Annotated in this window: 18 protein-coding genes; 17 read left to right on the top strand and 1 reads right to left on the bottom strand. The window is 38.6% G+C overall.

What is annotated here, in order from left to right; all coding sequences use genetic code 11:
• Window positions 1–84 precede the first annotated feature (84 nt).
• From D8Q48_RS00360 to D8Q48_RS00415, 12 genes are all read left to right on the top strand, one after another.
• On the top strand, window positions 85–981 hold the full coding sequence (locus D8Q48_RS00360; RefSeq protein ID WP_279230724.1) for a phosphoribosylaminoimidazolesuccinocarboxamide synthase: 897 nt from the start codon (window positions 85–87) through the stop codon (window positions 979–981).
• Window positions 982–1,295: 314 nt separating this feature from the next.
• Complete coding sequence (locus D8Q48_RS00365; protein ID WP_022075313.1) at window positions 1,296–1,508, top strand: FeoA family protein; 213 nt, start codon at window positions 1,296–1,298, stop codon at window positions 1,506–1,508.
• A 26-nt stretch (window positions 1,509–1,534) separates the two neighbouring features.
• The gene (locus tag D8Q48_RS00370) at window positions 1,535–1,756 is read left to right on the top strand and encodes a ferrous iron transport protein A (RefSeq protein WP_117989315.1); all 222 of its coding nucleotides are present in this window, start codon (window positions 1,535–1,537) and stop codon (window positions 1,754–1,756) included.
• A gap of 47 nt (window positions 1,757–1,803) precedes the next feature.
• Entirely contained in the window at window positions 1,804–3,948 is a 2,145-nt protein-coding gene (feoB, locus tag D8Q48_RS00375; protein ID WP_121054994.1) for a ferrous iron transport protein B, read from the top strand.
• A gap of 189 nt (window positions 3,949–4,137) precedes the next feature.
• Complete coding sequence (locus D8Q48_RS00380; RefSeq protein WP_121055352.1) at window positions 4,138–4,380, top strand: transcriptional repressor; 243 nt, start codon at window positions 4,138–4,140, stop codon at window positions 4,378–4,380.
• Between the two features lie 246 nt (window positions 4,381–4,626).
• On the top strand, window positions 4,627–5,391 hold the full coding sequence (locus tag D8Q48_RS00385; protein WP_121054996.1) for a transposase: 765 nt from the start codon (window positions 4,627–4,629) through the stop codon (window positions 5,389–5,391).
• 109 nt (window positions 5,392–5,500) lie between these two features.
• A complete protein-coding gene (locus D8Q48_RS00390) occupies window positions 5,501–5,965 on the top strand; it encodes an A24 family peptidase (protein WP_121054998.1) in 465 nt (154 codons plus the stop codon).
• Window positions 5,966–6,050: 85 nt separating this feature from the next.
• Window positions 6,051–6,665 (top strand): NUDIX hydrolase, encoded by a 615-nt coding sequence (locus D8Q48_RS00395; protein ID WP_121055000.1) that lies wholly within the window; start codon window positions 6,051–6,053, stop codon window positions 6,663–6,665.
• Between the two features lie 110 nt (window positions 6,666–6,775).
• Window positions 6,776–7,456 (top strand): PilZ domain-containing protein, encoded by a 681-nt coding sequence (locus tag D8Q48_RS00400; RefSeq protein WP_121055002.1) that lies wholly within the window; start codon window positions 6,776–6,778, stop codon window positions 7,454–7,456.
• Window positions 7,457–7,466: 10 nt separating this feature from the next.
• The gene (locus D8Q48_RS00405; protein ID WP_172696931.1) at window positions 7,467–8,480 is read left to right on the top strand and encodes a hypothetical protein; all 1,014 of its coding nucleotides are present in this window, start codon (window positions 7,467–7,469) and stop codon (window positions 8,478–8,480) included.
• Window positions 8,481–8,785: 305 nt separating this feature from the next.
• Window positions 8,786–9,619: a hypothetical protein gene (locus D8Q48_RS00410; RefSeq protein WP_121055006.1), complete on the top strand. Its 834-nt coding sequence runs from the start codon at window positions 8,786–8,788 to the stop codon at window positions 9,617–9,619.
• Between the two features lie 102 nt (window positions 9,620–9,721).
• Entirely contained in the window at window positions 9,722–10,699 is a 978-nt protein-coding gene (locus D8Q48_RS00415; protein WP_121055008.1) for a hypothetical protein, read from the top strand.
• 291 nt (window positions 10,700–10,990) lie between these two features.
• Here the strand turns inward: D8Q48_RS00415 and D8Q48_RS00420 are convergent, their stop codons facing one another.
• The gene (locus D8Q48_RS00420) at window positions 10,991–11,839 is read right to left on the bottom strand and encodes an Abi family protein (protein ID WP_121055010.1); all 849 of its coding nucleotides are present in this window, start codon (window positions 11,837–11,839) and stop codon (window positions 10,991–10,993) included.
• Window positions 11,840–12,230: 391 nt separating this feature from the next.
• Here D8Q48_RS00420 and D8Q48_RS00425 point away from each other — a divergent pair, with 391 nt between their 5' ends.
• From D8Q48_RS00425 to D8Q48_RS00455, 5 genes are all read left to right on the top strand, one after another.
• Window positions 12,231–12,968, top strand: coding sequence for a nitroreductase family protein (locus tag D8Q48_RS00425; RefSeq protein WP_121055012.1), 738 nt, complete (start codon window positions 12,231–12,233; stop codon window positions 12,966–12,968).
• Between the two features lie 114 nt (window positions 12,969–13,082).
• Complete coding sequence (locus D8Q48_RS00430; RefSeq protein WP_330514117.1) at window positions 13,083–15,497, top strand: response regulator; 2,415 nt, start codon at window positions 13,083–13,085, stop codon at window positions 15,495–15,497.
• 229 nt (window positions 15,498–15,726) lie between these two features.
• On the top strand, window positions 15,727–16,767 hold the full coding sequence (locus D8Q48_RS00445; protein WP_121055014.1) for a hypothetical protein: 1,041 nt from the start codon (window positions 15,727–15,729) through the stop codon (window positions 16,765–16,767).
• Window positions 16,768–16,794: 27 nt separating this feature from the next.
• Window positions 16,795–17,505 (top strand): hypothetical protein, encoded by a 711-nt coding sequence (locus D8Q48_RS00450; RefSeq protein WP_121055016.1) that lies wholly within the window; start codon window positions 16,795–16,797, stop codon window positions 17,503–17,505.
• The gene (locus D8Q48_RS00455; protein WP_121055018.1) at window positions 17,502–18,473 is read left to right on the top strand and encodes a hypothetical protein; all 972 of its coding nucleotides are present in this window, start codon (window positions 17,502–17,504) and stop codon (window positions 18,471–18,473) included. Before D8Q48_RS00450 ends, D8Q48_RS00455 begins: the two co-directional genes overlap by 4 nt.
• Window position 18,474: the final 1 nt, after the last annotated feature.

An 18,474-nucleotide genomic window follows, 5' to 3' on the forward strand; every position in this document is an offset into this window, starting at 1 on the left:
TTATCTGTAGCGAAAGAATGGGAAATGCAGCAAAGGTAAGACGAGATTATAATTCCTGTTTGTATCGCTATAATAAAAGCTATGATGAATAAATACGAGGTGCAAAAGATGCAGGAATTAAAACCAATTAAAGAAGGAAAAGTACGTGAGATTTATGATAATGGTGACAGCCTGATCATGGTTGCAACAGACCGAATCAGCTGTTTTGACGTGATTCTGAATAATGAAGTGACAAAAAAAGGAACTGTATTGACTCAGATGTCAAAATTCTGGTTTGATCTTACAGAAGACATTCTTCCAAACCACATGATTTCTGTAGACGTGAAAGATATGCCGGAATATTTCCAGCAGCCAAAATTCGATGGCAACAGCATGATGTGCCGCAAGCTGGAGATGCTCCCAATCGAGTGCATCGTTCGTGGATATATTACAGGAAGCGGATGGGAAAGCTATAAAGAGAATGGAACTGTTTGCGGAATCAAGCTTCCGAAAGGATTGAAAGAATCTGACAAATTACCTGAGCCAATCTATACACCATCAACAAAAGCAGAGATTGGTGACCATGACGAAAACATTTCCTATGAGCAGAGTATAGAACATCTGGAAAAATATTTCCCAGGACAGGGAAAAGAATACGCAGAAAAATTGCGTGACTGTACAATCGCATTATATAAAAAATGTGCAGAGTACGCACTGAGCAAAGGAATTATCATTGCAGACACAAAATTTGAGTTTGGTCTGGATGAAAATGGTAATCTTGTAATCGGTGATGAGATGCTGACACCAGACAGTTCTCGTTTCTGGCCAGCTGAAGGATACGAACCGGGACATGGACAGCCATCCTTTGACAAACAGTTTGCCCGCGACTGGCTGAAAGCAAATCCGGATAATGACTGGACACTTCCGCAGGATATCGTGGATAAAACAATCAATAAATATCTTCAGGCATATGAGATGCTGACAGGTGAAAAACTGAAATAAGATTAAATTGCTAACTACATAAAAAATTGAAAATATAATATCATGTCTAGGATGGACGCCCTAATCGATACCTAGACAAAAAAATGAATCACGAAAGTGGTTCATTTTTTTTGTGGTGGGTGGGATCAATGGGGACGGGGTTAGTGGCTTTTTTTGCTTGCAAAAAAGCCACTAACCCCGTCCCCATTGATCCCCCTTTTTTTCTTAATGAGAAAAAATTATCAATAAAGGTATTGACATCTAATAAGAATTAGCATAAACTAACGTATGAAAAATGAAAATGATTATCAATAAAAACTAAGGAAGGGATGAACATGATGCCGTTAACAATGGTAAATCCGGGAGAAGAAAACATTATTAAGCGTATAGGTGGAAAAGAAGATACAAGAAGATTTCTAGAGAACCTGGGCTTTGTCGTAGGAGGAGCCGTAACGGTAGTCTCTGATATCGGAGGAAATCTGATTGTGAATGTGAAAGAATCACGTGTAGCAATCGGAAAAGATATGGCAAATAAAATCATGGTATAGAAAGCGTAGAAGAAAGGATGAACAGCATGAAAACATTGAGAGAGGTATCGGTAGGTCAGACAGTGAAAGTTACAAAACTTACCGGAGAGGGACCTGTTAAGAGAAGAATCATGGATATGGGAATTACAAAAGGTGTTGAAATTTTTGTAAGAAAAGTAGCACCGCTTGGTGATCCTATTGAAGTAACAGTTAGAGGATATGAATTATCACTTCGTAAAGCAGATGCCGAGATGATTCTTGTTGAGTAATCAACAGTGATATAAATTTTTAGAAGAGAGAGTGAAGGAGAAGCATTATGTCAGTAAAAATTGCACTAGCAGGTAATCCGAACTGTGGAAAAACAACACTGTTCAATGCACTGACAGGGTCCAATCAATTTGTTGGTAACTGGCCAGGCGTAACTGTAGAGAAAAAAGAGGGAAAACTAAAAGGACACAAAGATGTTATAATCATGGATTTGCCGGGAATTTATTCCCTTTCACCATACACCTTGGAAGAGGTTGTTGCAAGAAACTATCTGATCGGTGAAAGACCAGATGCAATCATCAATATTATCGATGGAACAAACATTGAACGTAACTTGTACTTATCAACACAGATCATGGAGCTTGGTATTCCGGTAATCATGGCTGTAAACATGATTGATATCCTGGAAAAGACCGGTGATAAAATCCATCTGGACAAATTAAGTAAAAAGCTTGGCTGTGAAGTTGTTGCGATTTCTGCATTAAAAGGAACAGGAATCAAAGAAGCAGCAAACAAAGCAGTGAAACTTGCCCAGAAAAAACAGTCTGCAGAAACAGTTCATGAATTTTCAAGAGATGCAGAAGCAATTATCGATAAGGTAGAATACAAATTATCAGGAATCGTTCCAGAAGAACAGAAGAGATTCTTTGCGATCAAACTTCTGGAAAAAGATGATAAGATCAAAGACCAGATGAAAGCAACAGTAGATGTATCTGCTGAGATCAAAGAAATGGAAGAGAAATTTGATGATGATACAGAAAGTATTATCACAAATGAGCGTTATGTATACATTTCTTCCATTATCGGAGATTGTATTACAAAATCAAAAGCAAAAGGAGAGCTGACAACATCAGATAAGATTGACCGAATCGTAACAAACCGTTGGCTGGCACTTCCAATCTTTGCAGTGATCATGTGGATCGTATATTACGTTTCCGTTACAACAGTAGGAGCTTTTGTAACAGACTGGACAAATGATGTACTCTTTGGCGAAATTATTCCACCGGCAATTGAAAAGCTTCTTGTGTCTGTTCATTGCGCAGCATGGCTGCAGGGATTGATCCTTGATGGTATCGTAGCCGGTGTCGGAGCAGTTCTTGGTTTCGTACCACAGATGCTTGTACTTTTCATTTTCCTCGCATTTTTGGAATCATGCGGATATATGGCTCGTGTAGCATTTATTATGGATAGAATTTTCCGTAAATTCGGTCTTTCAGGAAAATCATTTATCCCAATGTTAATCGGTACAGGTTGTGGAGTGCCTGGAGTTATGGCATCTCGTACAATTGAAAATGACCGTGACCGCAAAATGACAATTATGACAACAACATTTATCCCATGTGGAGCAAAGCTTCCAATCATCGCACTGATTGCAGGTGCATTGTTTGACGGAGCTTCATGGGTAGCACCAAGTGCATATTTCGTAGGAATCGCAGCAATCATTTGCTCAGGAATTATTTTAAAGAAAACAAAAATGTTCGCCGGAGATCCGGCACCATTCGTTATGGAGCTTCCAGCATACCATATGCCAACAGTAGGAAACGTACTTCGAAGCATGTGGGAAAGAGGATGGTCATTTATCAAAAAAGCCGGAACAATTATCACATTGTCAACAATCCTGCTTTGGTTCTTAATGAGCTTTGGCTGGGTAGATGGTTCATTTGGAATGCTTGAAGCAGAACAGCTTAACGACAGTATCCTCGCTTCCATCGGAAACGTAATCGCACCACTGTTTGCACCTCTTGGATGGGGAGACTGGAAGATGGCAGTTGCAGCCGTTACAGGACTTATCGCCAAAGAAAACGTAGTAGGTACATTCGGTATCCTATTTGGATTCGCAGAAGTTGCAGAAGACGGAACAGAAATATGGGGACAGCTCGCAGGAAGCATGACAGCAGTTGCAGCATACTCATTCCTCGTATTCAACCTCTTATGCGCACCTTGCTTCGCAGCAATGGGAGCAATTAAACGTGAAATGAACAATGCAAAATGGTTCTGGTTTGCAATCGGATATCAGACATTGCTCGCGTACGTAGTATCACTTTGCATTTACCAGATTGGTACACTCATCACAGCCGGTACTTTCGGTGTAGGAACAGTTGTAGCATTCATTCTCATTATAGGATTCCTTTACCTCCTGTTCAGACCTTACAAAGAAAGCAAGACATTAAAAGTAAGCGTAGGAACCATTTAGTGGTGACCATTGGGGACGGGGTTAGTGGCTCTTTGGAGTTTAGTGGCTCTTCAGGTGACCATTGGGGACGGAGTTTAGTGGCTCTTCGTACTGGTCAATGGGTGGCTCTTCAGAGTTTTAAACCGGCCAAATAGGTATGAAACTTATAAAATAATAAATATGCAAATAAAAAAGAAAGGATTGTCAGATATGAACAGAGAAGAAATAATTCAGAAGTTGAGAGCACGTGGATGCCGTATAACAAAACAGAGACTGACGATTCTTGATATTATTTTGGAGGGCGACTGCTCTTCATGTAAAGAAATCCATTACAAAGCTTCTAAACTAGATCCGGGAATCGGAATGGCAACAGTCTATCGAATGGTAAATTCATTAGAAGAGATTGGTGCAATTACGAGGAAAAACATTTATCTGGTAGAAGCAACCATTTAGGGACGGAGTTTAGTGGCACACAACATAACATTTCCATAGAACAAAAGAAAAAAGAGAAAGATTTTACAGAAGTGGTTGTAAAATCTTTCTCTTTATGATATTTTATAGCTACTTAAGAAAAGTCTTCCGAGTTGAAATCATAGATTATTCTAAAATCAAAAATCAAATTTTTATTCAAAACGATTCTATTAATAAAAATCAAAAAATTCCAAAAAGTAAAACAATATAATAAAGAAAGGAAAACTTATGCCGAGAAAACCAAGAGAAAAAAGTAGATTTGGCATTTACCACGTCATTTTGCGAGGTGTCAACAAGCAAATCATTTTTGAAGAAAATGAGGATTATTTGCAATTTATCCGTATATTAAAAAAATACAAAGAAGTATGTGAATTCAAATTGTATGCATATTGTTTGATGGACAATCATGTTCACTTATTAATGGAACAAACAACCACCGAATTAGAAACAATCATGAAAAGGATAGAGGTGAAATTTGTTAAATGGTACAATCGAAAATATAAACGCATCGGATATTTGTTTCAAGACAGATATAAAAGCGAACCGATAAACGATGAAGGATATTTTCGGACAGTATTCCGCTATATTCATCAAAATCCGCTTCATGCGGGACTGGAAACTGCTATTGGAACTTATAGATGGAGCAGTTATTACGATTATGCAATCTCACAATCTTCGTTTGTAGATATAGACAAAGCGATAAATTTATTCCAAAGTAATGAAAAATGCATAGAATATTTACAATATATTTCTGATGAAAAATGCATGGAATATAATTCTTTATCACGGCTTTCTGACACGGAAGCATTGAAAATAATTCATAAGAAAACGTCTTGCGAATCCGCATCTGATTTTCAACATCTTGATCGAACCCTGCGAAATCAATACTTACAAAAGTTACATTATTCAGGCATTTCCATACGTCAGCTCAGTCGTTTGACGGGAATTTCCAGAACTGCAATAAATAATGCAATACGAGAAAGGACCATTTAGGGACGGGGTTTAGTGGCTCTTCCTAACGGCTTGTTCTAACACCAGCACCTTCGAAATTGTTCTAAAAAAGCCAGAAACCCCGTCCCTAACGGCACCAGGAGAGTATAAAATGAGCACTATAATAAATGTAATATATGTAATAATCCTAGTATGCGTAGCCTGGCAGGATTATAAAACCCGAATAATCCGTAACAAATTTCATATCATCATCTTTTCCCTTGCAATTGTGCAAATGCTTCTCATATCAGAATACAGAATAACAGACAGATTAATCGGCATGCTGGCTGTGTCCGTCCCAATGCTATTGCTGACCTTACTCATTCCAAGGGCATTCGGCGGCGGAGACATCAAACTAATGGCCGCATCAGGCTTCTTTTTAGGGATGAGACTAATTCTGTGTGCAATGATCCTGGCAATCATAGCAGGAAGCGTTTATGGGATTATCATGCTAAAAAACAGAAAACGAGATAGAAAAGATCAGTTCGCCTTCGGACCATTCCTTGCAATAGGGCTGTCGATAGCTGCTTTTTGGGGAAATGAGATTGTTTCGTGGTATTTAAAAATCCAGCATTGAACATAACAAAATATTTGTGTTACAGTATAGAAAAGATATGATTGGTAAATACCATCAAAAATAATCAGAAAGAGGCGGTATATATATGGAAGAAACAGAAAAGGAATTTTTAAAGAAATACGACGCATCGAAGTATCAAAAACCTTCAGTGGCAGCAGATATCGTAATTTTTTCAATATATAATATGGAAAATATTGACTCAGAAGAATTAAAGATTTTGCTGGTTAAGAGAGGAAAACATCCTTATAAAAATGCATTTGCTCTTCCGGGAGGTTTTGTCGGCATTAATGAAACAATCGAGGAGGCCGCACAGAGGGAATTACTGGAAGAGACAGGCGTGGATTGCGAATTCTTAGAGCAGCTTCGAACTACAAGCACAGTCGACAGAGACCCTCGCTACCGAGTAATATCCGCAAGCTATATAGCACTGATAGATGCAGAAAAATATACCATCAAAGCAGGAGATGACGCCAGTGATGCAAAATGGTTTGCAGTATCGATGAAGCAGAATGAAAACAAAAACTGGGTGCTGAAATTACAGTCAGACAAAGAAGAACTAAAAGCGGTTCTTCACGAAGAAAAGAAAAAATGGATTCCAGAGTCAGAACTGAGCATTCTGGAAAATGACGGACTGGCGTTTGACCATGCACTGATTATCGGATATGCAATATGGAAGCTTAAAAGCTGGAAAAAGATGTAAAAAATAGTGAATACTCTGTGAACAAATGATAGACTTCTCACAATTCATATGGTAAGATACTAAATGAAAAAATATAATTCAAGACAGAACCAGAGGAGACAAAACACAGAATGGGAACATTAGATATCAAGCGCGGGACGAAGATGCAGCTTGCAAAAGATGCAGCAGTAGGCCAGGAGCCGGTATTCAATATGCTAAGTACATTTAATAAAGAACTCGACGAATTAGCATTTCTTGTATCGATTCCAATGTTAGATGGAAAGCCACTACAGGCAGATGAAAGTCAAAAATTCTTATTCCGCTACGAAGAAGGAGAAGAAACCCGCATCATTGCAGGTTACGTTGACGATGTAATAAAAGAAGGAATCCGTCGTTATTGGAAGATTCGAAGAGTAACTGAAAACCGACAATTCGTAAAACGTATCGATGTTCGTATGAAAGTTGAGCTTCCGGTCAAATTCATGCAAGACACTTGGGAATTAAACTCACAAGGTGAGATAGAACAAGAGTCGGGCGAGACGATGGATATTTCAAACAATGGTCTTGCTGTATATATGAATCGTTGGTTTGAAGTCGGAGAAACTTGTATTTTTACACTTCCTCGTTTGGGAAATGCTTCCGAAGGGATGCCATCAAGAGAAGTCGTTGGTGTTATCTGCTGGGAGAGAGAGATGCCAAAAGGCGGACCATTCCGCTTTGTTACAGGTATTCAGTTAAGATTTGCAAATACAGATGAAAAAGTAAAAATGCAAGAATATGTAGCTTATGTAAAGAAAAGATATAAGCTGTGAGTAGCGTAGGATGAAGTGGAAAAAAGATAAAAACGACAATACCGATAATATCGAAAAGATAGAAAATAAAAACAAAAAACAAAAGAACAAGAAAAAAAGAAAAAAAGCAAACGATCAGATTGTCCGTATTCAAGAATTAGAAGAAATGTTGGAAAAATCGGGAGAAGACATTGATCCGGAAACAATCGTCAGCATGTACGTGCCACACAGAAAACAAAAGAGAATAGGTGCTGCACTTCTGAGAATGGACAAACTCAACTTAGTATTGATGGGAATGCTGCTCATAGTAGCTGTCCTGTTCATCATTGCATTTTCACAGGAAAAGATGGGAAACTTCACCATCAACCTAAACCGTTTGGAATTATATCGAAGAGGAATCAGCATTTCCGAGACCGGAGAATTCAATGATGCAACTGCAAGACTTACAGCCAATTCTGTAAAAGATGCAACAAATATTTCGATAGACGATATTCCGGACAATTTGGATGGAGAAGCTGGTAGCCATAACGGAAAAAACTACATGGCTTACACATATTATGTAAGAAATGCAGGAAAAGAGGATTTAGGATACATCGCAAAAATTACATTGGATTCATGTGCAAAAGGCGCTGAAGAAGCAGTGCGTGTTGCAGTGTGGAGAAATGGAAAGCGCGTCGTATATGCTGAACCCGCAAAAGATGGTTCGGCAGAAAAAGGTTGCGTGAACTTCAAATCAGAGGATGTTGTCTGCAGCTATCATGAAGAAAATTTTCTGGTAGGAAATGTAGACAGATACACAATTGTTATCTGGATGGAAGGTGATGATCCCGAATGTGTAGATTCCATCATCGGTGGAAGCGTGCAATTTAGCATGCATATAGATTCAGATACAGACGACAACACAAGTCTGGTATGGAAATTTGTAAAAGACATTAAAGATACATTGAGCGGAGACAAGCCGATCAATGCAGCAGGAAATGAAGCTCCGAACGACAGTTACTATTCAGATCGCGACATCACTTGGGAGAATCGGAGAAACAAATGATAACTTAGGTATAAACAGTACCACAACAACTGCTTATATATATAAAATTCATAACATGACGAAAAGTGCAACAGAATAAAAAGGATGAGATACATACCTGTTATGAGATGGAATCCTCACCGGTAAAGGTGACGGAGAAACTCTTTCCACCGGGCCCGGTGAGAGTACGATTTGATAACAGGAGAGTAGAAAATTATGGATGATACAAAAGCTATTTTAGAAAAAATGCGGATGGTGATATATGAAATCCAATATCTCTATGAGAGATGATGTTCTGTTGTAAAATACGAATGGGAGGAAAAAATATGAATGAATCAAAAAATGTAAAAGCGCTGAAAAAACAGCTCGCTGCAGCCATTGCCATGGTGTGCGTTGCCGCTGTAGCGCTGGGATCAAGTACATATGCTTGGTTTGTAAGTAACAATAATGTAAAAGCTACAACAACAAATATCAGTGCGCAGAGTAACTCTGCTTATCTGGTAATTGATACAAAGAAAACAAGTACATCTTCTACATCTTCAGCAACTGCTGCCGAAGAAGTTGGAACTGGAAAGACATATGAAGACGCTGCACTTTATCCAGCACAGTGGGCAAAGAACTTTAATGTTTCTAAAGAAAATGCAGATACAAAAATTTATCAGTTTGAATCTGCTTATGCTGAAGAAAAAGATAATGCAGCAGAAAAGAGTGGTACTCGTTTTGCTGTAGGTGATCCAACTGCAGCTGTTAATGCTGACTATGCACTTCTGAATCAGTTCTATATTGGTACTGGTACATATGACGGACAGTTTACAAATCTGAAAGTTGATAGCATGACAGTATCTACTGGTTCAGACAAAAAGTTAGCAGGTGCTATTAGAGTTCTTGTATATATTGATCAGAACAACTGGGCATTGGTTTCTCCGACAGGTGTTGAGGCTTCTTGTCTGGCAGGTACTGTTGTGACAGATGATACGACAAAGAAACTTGGCATTATCCGTACTGATGCATTTGGAAAAGCAGAAGGCGATGTTAATGTTAAACTTTATGCGTTCTATGATGGTGCAAATGCAGAGGTTAAAACAACACAGCTTACAGCACTTCAGGAGAATGTTGGTGCAACAGTATCTTTTTCTGCAACACCAACAGAGTTTAAATAAGATAGTTATAGTATCCCACGGTTGTGGCGTGGGGTACATGCCAAAGAGTAGAAAAGGATTTCTACTTTGTGGCATGTAGAAACTGAAAAGGTGGGATGGAAAATGAACATAAAGAAAATGAGAATGCAGTTAATAGCGACTGCTGCGTCCGTTTTAATATCTGGAATAGCTTTAACATCGGTAACTTACGCATGGTATGTTGCAAACAATACTGTTGAAGCGGTCACAACCAATATCAGTGCAACAACAAATGGATTTATTTTGCAGATTGCAACTGCTAAGCAGGGACCACAGCATGGTGGGGAACAGACATCATTGGTGGCATCAACAGAGGGTGGAAAGATAAGTCCCTCATCAACAAATGACTTAAAAACATGGTGTGTGAATCAGGGAATTAATGGTGAAGGAAAAGTAGCTTCTTATATGCAGCCCACTTTTATTACCGGAGAAAATTCGAAACCTGGAGAATATATAGCAGGTGGGGAAACTCATTATGCATACATCAAGAGTGAATATGTTCTTTACACAATTACAGAAACAGGTCTTGCTGATGTGTATTTAGATGCTTCTGAAGGAAGTCCGATTACCTTGACTACGAACGGAACACCAACAACGGATACTATTCCAAAATCTATGCGTGTGGGTATTACTATTCAGAATATCAAGAAAAATGCAGATGGCACATACAGTGATGATGGAAACGAAGAATTGAAAGTAGTCTATGCACCATATGAAGAAACAGGCAAGGGCAATGATGCTGAAGGAATCGATGGTTGGACGTATATTGGTACAGCCGATGATGGAAAGTTAAAGCCGCTTACGGTTACGTATCCATATATTTATGCGACTCATTATACAGATCAGAAAAATAGAAACTGGGTTGCAACAAAGAATGGTAATGATTATGATGCAACGAGTGATACACAGAAAATTGCTTCTTCCGTAGGGTATAATGGTGTAAAGATGCGAGTATATATCTGGATGGAAGGTACGGATGCTGACTGCATCAATAATGAAGCTGCAGAAGATCCGGCAACTTATAACGTAAATGTAAAACTGGCAGGTATTTCTGCTGAATAAGACAGCAAATATGAATTGAAAGGTCATGGCACAAGCCATGGCTTTTCTTTTTCTCTAAAATTCCCTCTATTGTCTACTATCCACAATCTCCACCACTCTTTTTCGGTACATCTGATGAATTGCTATTTCCCCGACTTCTGGTATAGTCATGTAACTGAAAAGAGAACTTCAGAAGGGAGAAATGCAATATGCGAAAAAAGCAAGATATCATGTGGGAGCAAAGTACACTAATAACAAAACATATACAAGCAATAAAAATGGAATTCCCTAAACCAGAATTCCACTTTTATATTATTTCTTCAATTGTATTGCCCACTCTCTTGGAAAAGCTAAATGATATAGATTAATATCCTCTTTGTATTCTTCAAAAAGAGCTTCTATTCTTGGCATAAATTCAGAATTCCATTTTTCAGCAGATGGGTATAATGCTTTTACAGAAAGTATTGCACCCCAGAGTCTTCGTTTTGCAGCTTCGGAGATTTGAAAACCGGAAGGCATTGCGGAGAAAATTCTAAAATAAAGTCTGCCATAATGCGCACATATATTCCGTAGATCGGTGCAACAGCGCATCCAACTGATCATATTTCTATAATCAGCACCTGCAAATGCTTTCTTATCTGCGGTTATTAGGTCATTATAAAAATACGAAAGCATACCAAATGTAAATAATTCAGATATTACCCATAACGGAAACAGACCATCGTAATTATCTGTATGGTGCTTTACAAACAGAACTTTCTTGTTGTTTTCAATTTCACGGTCAATGTTCAGCTTAAATTTATCAGCATTATGTTTTGAATTGAATGAAGAAGCATCCAAATATCCAAGAGCACCATATTTTTCTGAGTGAAAATGTGCAAGTTTTGTGCGAAGGCTCACCTCAATGACTTCAATAGCAGAGAATAATAAATTGCGGAGCTTTCGGTCAAATTCATAAACTCGATATACTCTTTTAAATGAAAGATTGTCCATATAGGTTCCATCAAAACTTTTGAATGGTAAAAAATAAGCAGACAACCTGTAATAACCGATGTTAACTAAAATATTTCTACAAAAGGAATCATCGTCTATGATGCATCCCTTTTCACGTAGCTTATTTATTTGTCCCTCGTAGGACAGGTGTGGTTTTACTTCATTCATAAAATATCTCCGTATAAAAAAATGTCTCCCCTGGGGCACATCGTTGAGAGGTGCGGGGAGTCCTGTTAAAATTATTATATGTATAATGGATAAAAAAATCAATGTGCAAAATAGCCAAAATTAAGTCTAATCCCAGACAATGCAAGCTAACATACAGCTATACGCTCTGAAAGCCCTATGAAAGCAAGTTTCAAAATCGTTAAAAGATTGCTTTGTTTGGGTTATACCTATCAAAAGTATTATCATTCAGTAAGAAACAATGAGAGTTATGGAAGAAAATCTAGCACTGCGGATACTATCATCTTGCACTTGTAAGTACCAACATTTATAATGAAAAATATAAAATTTATAAGACAGAAAGTAATGCAAAAGGAAGGCGGGATAGTAAAGAATGAATGAAATTATAGAAAGTTTATACAACAGAAAATCAGTGAGAGTATATGAAGAAAAAGCAATCCCAAACGAGATGAAAAATGTGATTTTAGAGGCGGCTATGCAGGCCCCGACAGCAGGATGTCAGCAGTTATATACAATTTTGGATATTACAGATCAAAATTTAAAAGAAGCACTTGCAGAAAGCTGCGACCACCAGCCATTTATTGCAAAGGCACCGATGGTTCTGGTGTTCTGTGCAGATTGTAAGAAGTGGTATGATGCTTATCTGGAAGCAGGGTGCAAACCGAGAAAACCAGGCGTAGAAGATTTGATGCTTGCGGTAACAGATACAGCCATTGCGGCACAGAATGCAGTAGTAGCAGCAGAAAGCTTTGGCATTGGTTCCTGTTATATTGGCGACATTATGGAGAATTGCGAAGAGCAGAGAAAACTCTTACAATTGCCAGAATATGTATTTCCGGCAGTTATGATAGTATTTGGCTGGCCTACAAAGCAACAAATGGAACGTAAAAAACCAGAACGATGTGAACAGAAACATATTGTGCATGAGAATACATATCGTAATATGGACGGGGATGAATTGCGAGAGATGTTTGCATATAAGTGTAAAAACAGCACCTACGAAGAGTGGTGTAGCGCATTTTGTAATCGAAAGTATAATTCAGACTTTTCGAAGGAAATGAGCAAATCAGTAACAGAATATTTGGGGCAGTTTAGACGAGATGCCATTTAGGGACGGGGTTTTCTGGCTTTTTTTGACCTCGCAGGATAAAAATTAGGAAGGTGAAAAAAGCCAGAAAACCCCGTCCCGGGTGGCATTAAACATGAGAGGATAAAAATAAGTTTTATGAATAAATATATAGATGAAATGAAGCAGGGAGATAATGCATTTGCGGTGATGCAGGCACAGAAGTTGGCAGCCTTTCACCGTGCGTTCACAAGTGCAAATCTTTGTGAATACTATGTAAATCTTGAAAAAAATACATTTGATACATTTAAAGTGGAATCTTCCTTGATGACGGCTTTTGAGCAGAGTCATACATGGGATGAACTGGTTACGTTTTTTGTAGATAATTATGTTATCGAAGAAGATAAAAAGACGGTAACGGATTTCTACAATCGTTCATACATCACAGAAAAATTAAAAGGGCTTGAGACGGAGTTGTGCCAGGAATGTCGTATCATTTTGAATGGGGAAGAACGATGGGTCCGCAACGTCGTCATGCGTGGCGAGATTGAAGATTCCGAATACGCAATGATTTTCCTGAGAGATATCACTGAGTCAAAAGCTGAGACTATGAGACGAATGCAGATGGCATCTGACAATGCATCCATGGAACTCTTAATCAAGAGTATGGTGCGTCTGGTAGACCGTTTTGTAGTCTGTAATCTGGAAGAAGATCAATACAAATTTTATAATCTGCAGGGGGAAATGATATACAAACCATCTGGAACGTATCACGATTTTGCGGGGCAGGTGGCTGCAAAATATAAGACGCTGGAACCATTGGAACCGATAGAGGTTCTGCTGTCTTCAGAAAATCTACGGAAGAATCTGACAGATGAAAGAGACATTTATAAATTTGAATATTGTTCGTTGGATGAAAATACTTATAAAATTGCGTCTTTCATTCCATTAGAATGGAAAGGCACAAAACTGGCGAAGGTTCTATTGGCATCTATGGACGTATCTCAAGAGAAAAAGGCGGAAATCGAATCGCACAAGGCATTGAAGGAGGCATATCAGACCGCAGAAAATGCAAGCCGCGCCAAGACAGATTTTCTCTCAAATATGTCTCACGATATTCGGACACCGATGAATGCAATTATCGGTTTGACTGCCATTGCAGGGGCAAATATTGAAAATCAGGATAAAGTGATAGAATGCCTTGGCAAAATTACAAAGTCGAGCCGTCATTTATTGGGACTAATCAATGAAGTTCTAGATATGGCACGAATCGAAAGCGGGAAAATGTCTCTAGCGGAGGAAGATTTCAATTTGTCAGAGCTGGTTGACAATTTGGTCACACTTACAAAGCCGGGAATAGACGAGCACGGACACAATTTTGAAGTGCATATCGAACACATTGAACACGAAGCAGTCTGTGGTGACAGCTTAAGAATCCAGCAAGCGTTTGTTAATCTGATGAGTAATGCCATCAAGTACACCCCGGATAGAGGAAATATTACATTTTCTATTAAAGAAAAGCCAAATGGATTTTCAAAACTTGGATGCTATGAGTTTTGCATCGAGGATAACGGAATTGGGATGACTCCCGAATACCAAGAGATTATGTTTGAACCTTTTAGTCGTGCAGATGATCATAGGACGACCAAAGTTCAAGGAACGGGTCTGGGAATGGCAATCGCCAGAAATATTATCAACCTGATGAATGGAAATATTACCGTTGACAGTACTTTAAACAAAGGAACAAAAATCACGGTAACGATTTATTTAAAACTCCAGGAGAGTAGAAAAGAGCAGGAAAAAGAACTGATCAATCTGCCGGTTCTGGTTGTAGATAATGACAAGACCTGTTGCGAAAGTACGATTGCAACCCTTAAGGATATAGGGATAGAAGGTGAATGGGTACTTACAGGGAAAGAAGCTGTGGAACGCTGCTATGCACGTCATGAAATGAACAGCGATTACTTCGCAGTGATTCTGGATTGGAAGATGCCGGAAATGGATGGCATTGAGACAGCCAGAAAGATTCGGGAGCGGGTAGGAAAAGAAGTTACAATCATCATTCTCACATCCTTTGAATTTAGTGAGATTGAAGAAGATGCAAGAGTGGCAGGAGTAGATGCATTTATAGCAAAACCATTATTCCGTTCGCGTTTGACAGCCGCCTTGCGGCAATTCACCTCGGAGAAGAAAGAGAAAAACGCACGCGATTATCTTGAGGAATTTGCTAAGGTAGATTACACAGGAAAAAGGATTCTTATTGTAGAAGACAACGAACTGAATCGCGAGATTGCTGCAGAGATTCTGGGGATGACAGGTGCAGAGATCGATGTCGCCGAAAATGGAAAAATTGCGGTCGAAAAAGTTATAAATGCTCCCGAAAATGAGTATGATCTCACATTTATGGATATCCAGATGCCAATTATGAATGGCTATGAAGCAACTGCGGCAATCCGTTCACTTCCGGGTGCCAGAGGAAGTGCCAATCATCGCCATGACGGCAAATGCATTTGCCGAGGATGTACAGCTGGCAAAAAATACGGGGATGAACGAACATATCGCAAAACCGCTTGATATGAATAAGCTAAATGATGTCTTAAAACAGTGGCTGTAGAGGATCAAGGATGACCAATGGGGGTGACCAATGGGGACGGGGTTAGTGGCTTTCTCATACATGAGAAAGCCACTAACCCCGTCCCCGTTGGTCACCCCCGTTGGTCGTTTTTTGTTGAATCACGCAGAGAACTGTGTTATTATAACACTGAATATCTATATGATTTTATAAGGAGGAGCAGCATTGTCTATGCGAAATCAAAGAAAGCAGGACAATTCCATAAAGGAAAAAACAAGCGATGAATTGCTGGAAGAGATTGCGGTAAACAAAAGAAAGCTAAAGCAAGGCTTTGTATTTGCATTTGTGGCATTGATTGCAGTGATAGCACTTGGCATCGCATGGTTTATGTCGAACAGTAAGGTAACATCAACCGGGACAAGTGTATCGGCACAGGATGACCGATTGTTTGAACTTGCAAGTGTCGGGGGACGTCAGACGGCAGAAGCTTTTTATTTGATAGATGAAAGTAAAAAAAATATTCTCAGTGCCGGGACCGAAAAAACATATGCTTCTTATATAGAGAACGGAACGGAAGTGCAGAAGGAACAAACATATCATGTCGGCACAGGAAGTCTTGCCTGGTATCTGGATTCGCAGGAGAGTATTTTGCCGGGGGCGAATGGAAAACTGGAGTTTTATATAATCCCTAAAAAAGACAATGTAAAGTCTGTGACGGTTTCATTTGATATAAATGGATACGTGTATACAACCGAGGAGAATGCGGATAGAAGAGCCGTAAAGTCAGAGGATACGACATTGCAGAATCTGATTCAGGGACATATTCTTTTCTTTCAACAGTTGGACGATGTAGACGGATATCAAAAATGGCTGAAGGCGGATGAGTCTTTCGTGATAGAAGCACCAAAGAATAGTTCCTTCAAAAAAGATGTTCCATACAAAGTGACAATATATTGGATCTGGCCGCAGTATTTCCGAAATTATGTATATACGCAGAAAAGTACGCAGGGAGACTTGTTCACGGATGCGGCAAATCAGACAAGTGACAGTGATTATGCCAGAATCAATACATTTATCAATAGTCAAAGAACAATAGAAACGAGCCAAAACAAATTGTTTTATGATGAATCCGGTAAGGTTCAGGTTGGATCTCCTATCAATAAAGACATGGCACAAGATACGCTGGACCAGTGCAGTAACTACTACAATAAGGCAGATGAGTATATTGGTACGAATGCAAAGTACATTTATGTTGGAATAAAAGCAAATTAAGTAAAAGTAGAATAAGGAATTAGAAGAATGAGTAATGATTCGAAAGAAAAGCAAGATAAAGACAATTTAACTGCGAAAAAAAAGAAATTTCGATACACATTGTTTTCTACAATCCTGGTATTGATTTTATTTGCAGCGTTAGTTGGTGCGTGGTTCTATTATCAGTCGGATATGGGCACATTATTAGCGATAAAAGAGCCATCCGATATTTCAATTTTAGGTCCGGATGGAACGGAGATGAGCTCCATTGATCTGAATTATACAGAAGATGAAAAAACAGGAGATCAAGTTACTGTGAAGAGGGTCTTCTGTGTTCAGACAAGTGCAGATAAGCATTGGTTAGAAATTGCGCACACGACAAATTTAAAAGGACTTACATTTAATATTTACAAAGTTTCAGATAATGGAACAGAAACTGTAACAGACGAAGGTCATACATATAAGTACGACAACACAGCAATAGCTGGCAGTTATCTTAATCTAGATAAGACAGACTCTGATTACAAATATGCGAATAATATCTACCATGATAAAAATTATGAAACTGATGACCTGGTTCAGATACACGCAGAACCTGTATATTGGCTTGCAAGTCAGCCGCTGACTACAAACAAAACAAATTCGATAAAAAATGGAAAAACATATAGAACATATTATGTCTGTGAAGTTAGTTGGATAGAGACAACAAAAGAAAAAGAAACAGATATATTTTACATATTGGCGAAGATTGCAGAATGATAATGAAGGAATACGATATGAATCTATCAGAGAAACCTAATAAAAAAAGAACCGCTGTGGTGGGAATCAGTTTAGTCGGTGTGCTTTTGCTGGTAATCGCAACTTATGCTGCATACACCAGACAAGCCTATCAAAGAGGAACAGCACGAAACAGAGATACAGAGATAGTCAGTTTTACATCAAATTATTTGCAGCTTTACACAAAAGGATCATCGGGAAATGCGTATGTTGCAAAAAATATTGTATATGGTACGGATGAGAAGAAAAAGGAATCTGTTTCGTTTAATATACATGTATACAATTACGCGAATGGAAACACAAGCCTCGTAAGCCAGAAAGATATTACCTATACAATGAGGATAGAATTTAAAAATGGTGCAGGTAATGGATACAAAGTAGAAAGTGACACAACTTCAATTACACCTGATAATAATGTATGTGAGATTAAGAAAACATTGATTGGACGTACAGCGAACGAAGATGTATTTACTGTTACATTTCCGGGAAATGAAATCGATAAATTGCAAATTACGGCCACTGCTATACCGGAGAAGGCTGCACTTACAAACAATCAATTTCTGGCGGCAACATTAGTTCCATGTACAACTGCATCAAAAGTTACCTTCAGGGCAGAAGGAATATTTTTGGATAAAGCGGAAGGAAAACCGGAGCAATACGATGGCTTTAATTATGGAATATCAATTTCAAGCGGAGCAGCGGATGCAGTGCTGACATGGAATGCTGCTGTATTGGAGATTGATAAGTTTTTTGTAGAAAAACTCGAAACGCAGAATCTTATTACGAGTAAGGATTTAGCAAACGGCGAATTAAAATTTAAAATGGACCAGTCAAATGGAACCGGGGACTTTTTGATATCGTTTTATATAAAGGATAAGTCCAAAATAGCAGAGAACTGGTCTGATATGGAGAAGATGATTCAATTTATAGCAACACAAAAAGCACAGTGAT

Source organism: Ruminococcus sp. B05, assembly GCF_003628495.1.
In the GTDB taxonomy this organism is placed as follows: domain Bacteria; phylum Bacillota; class Clostridia; order Lachnospirales; family Lachnospiraceae; genus Schaedlerella; species Schaedlerella hominis.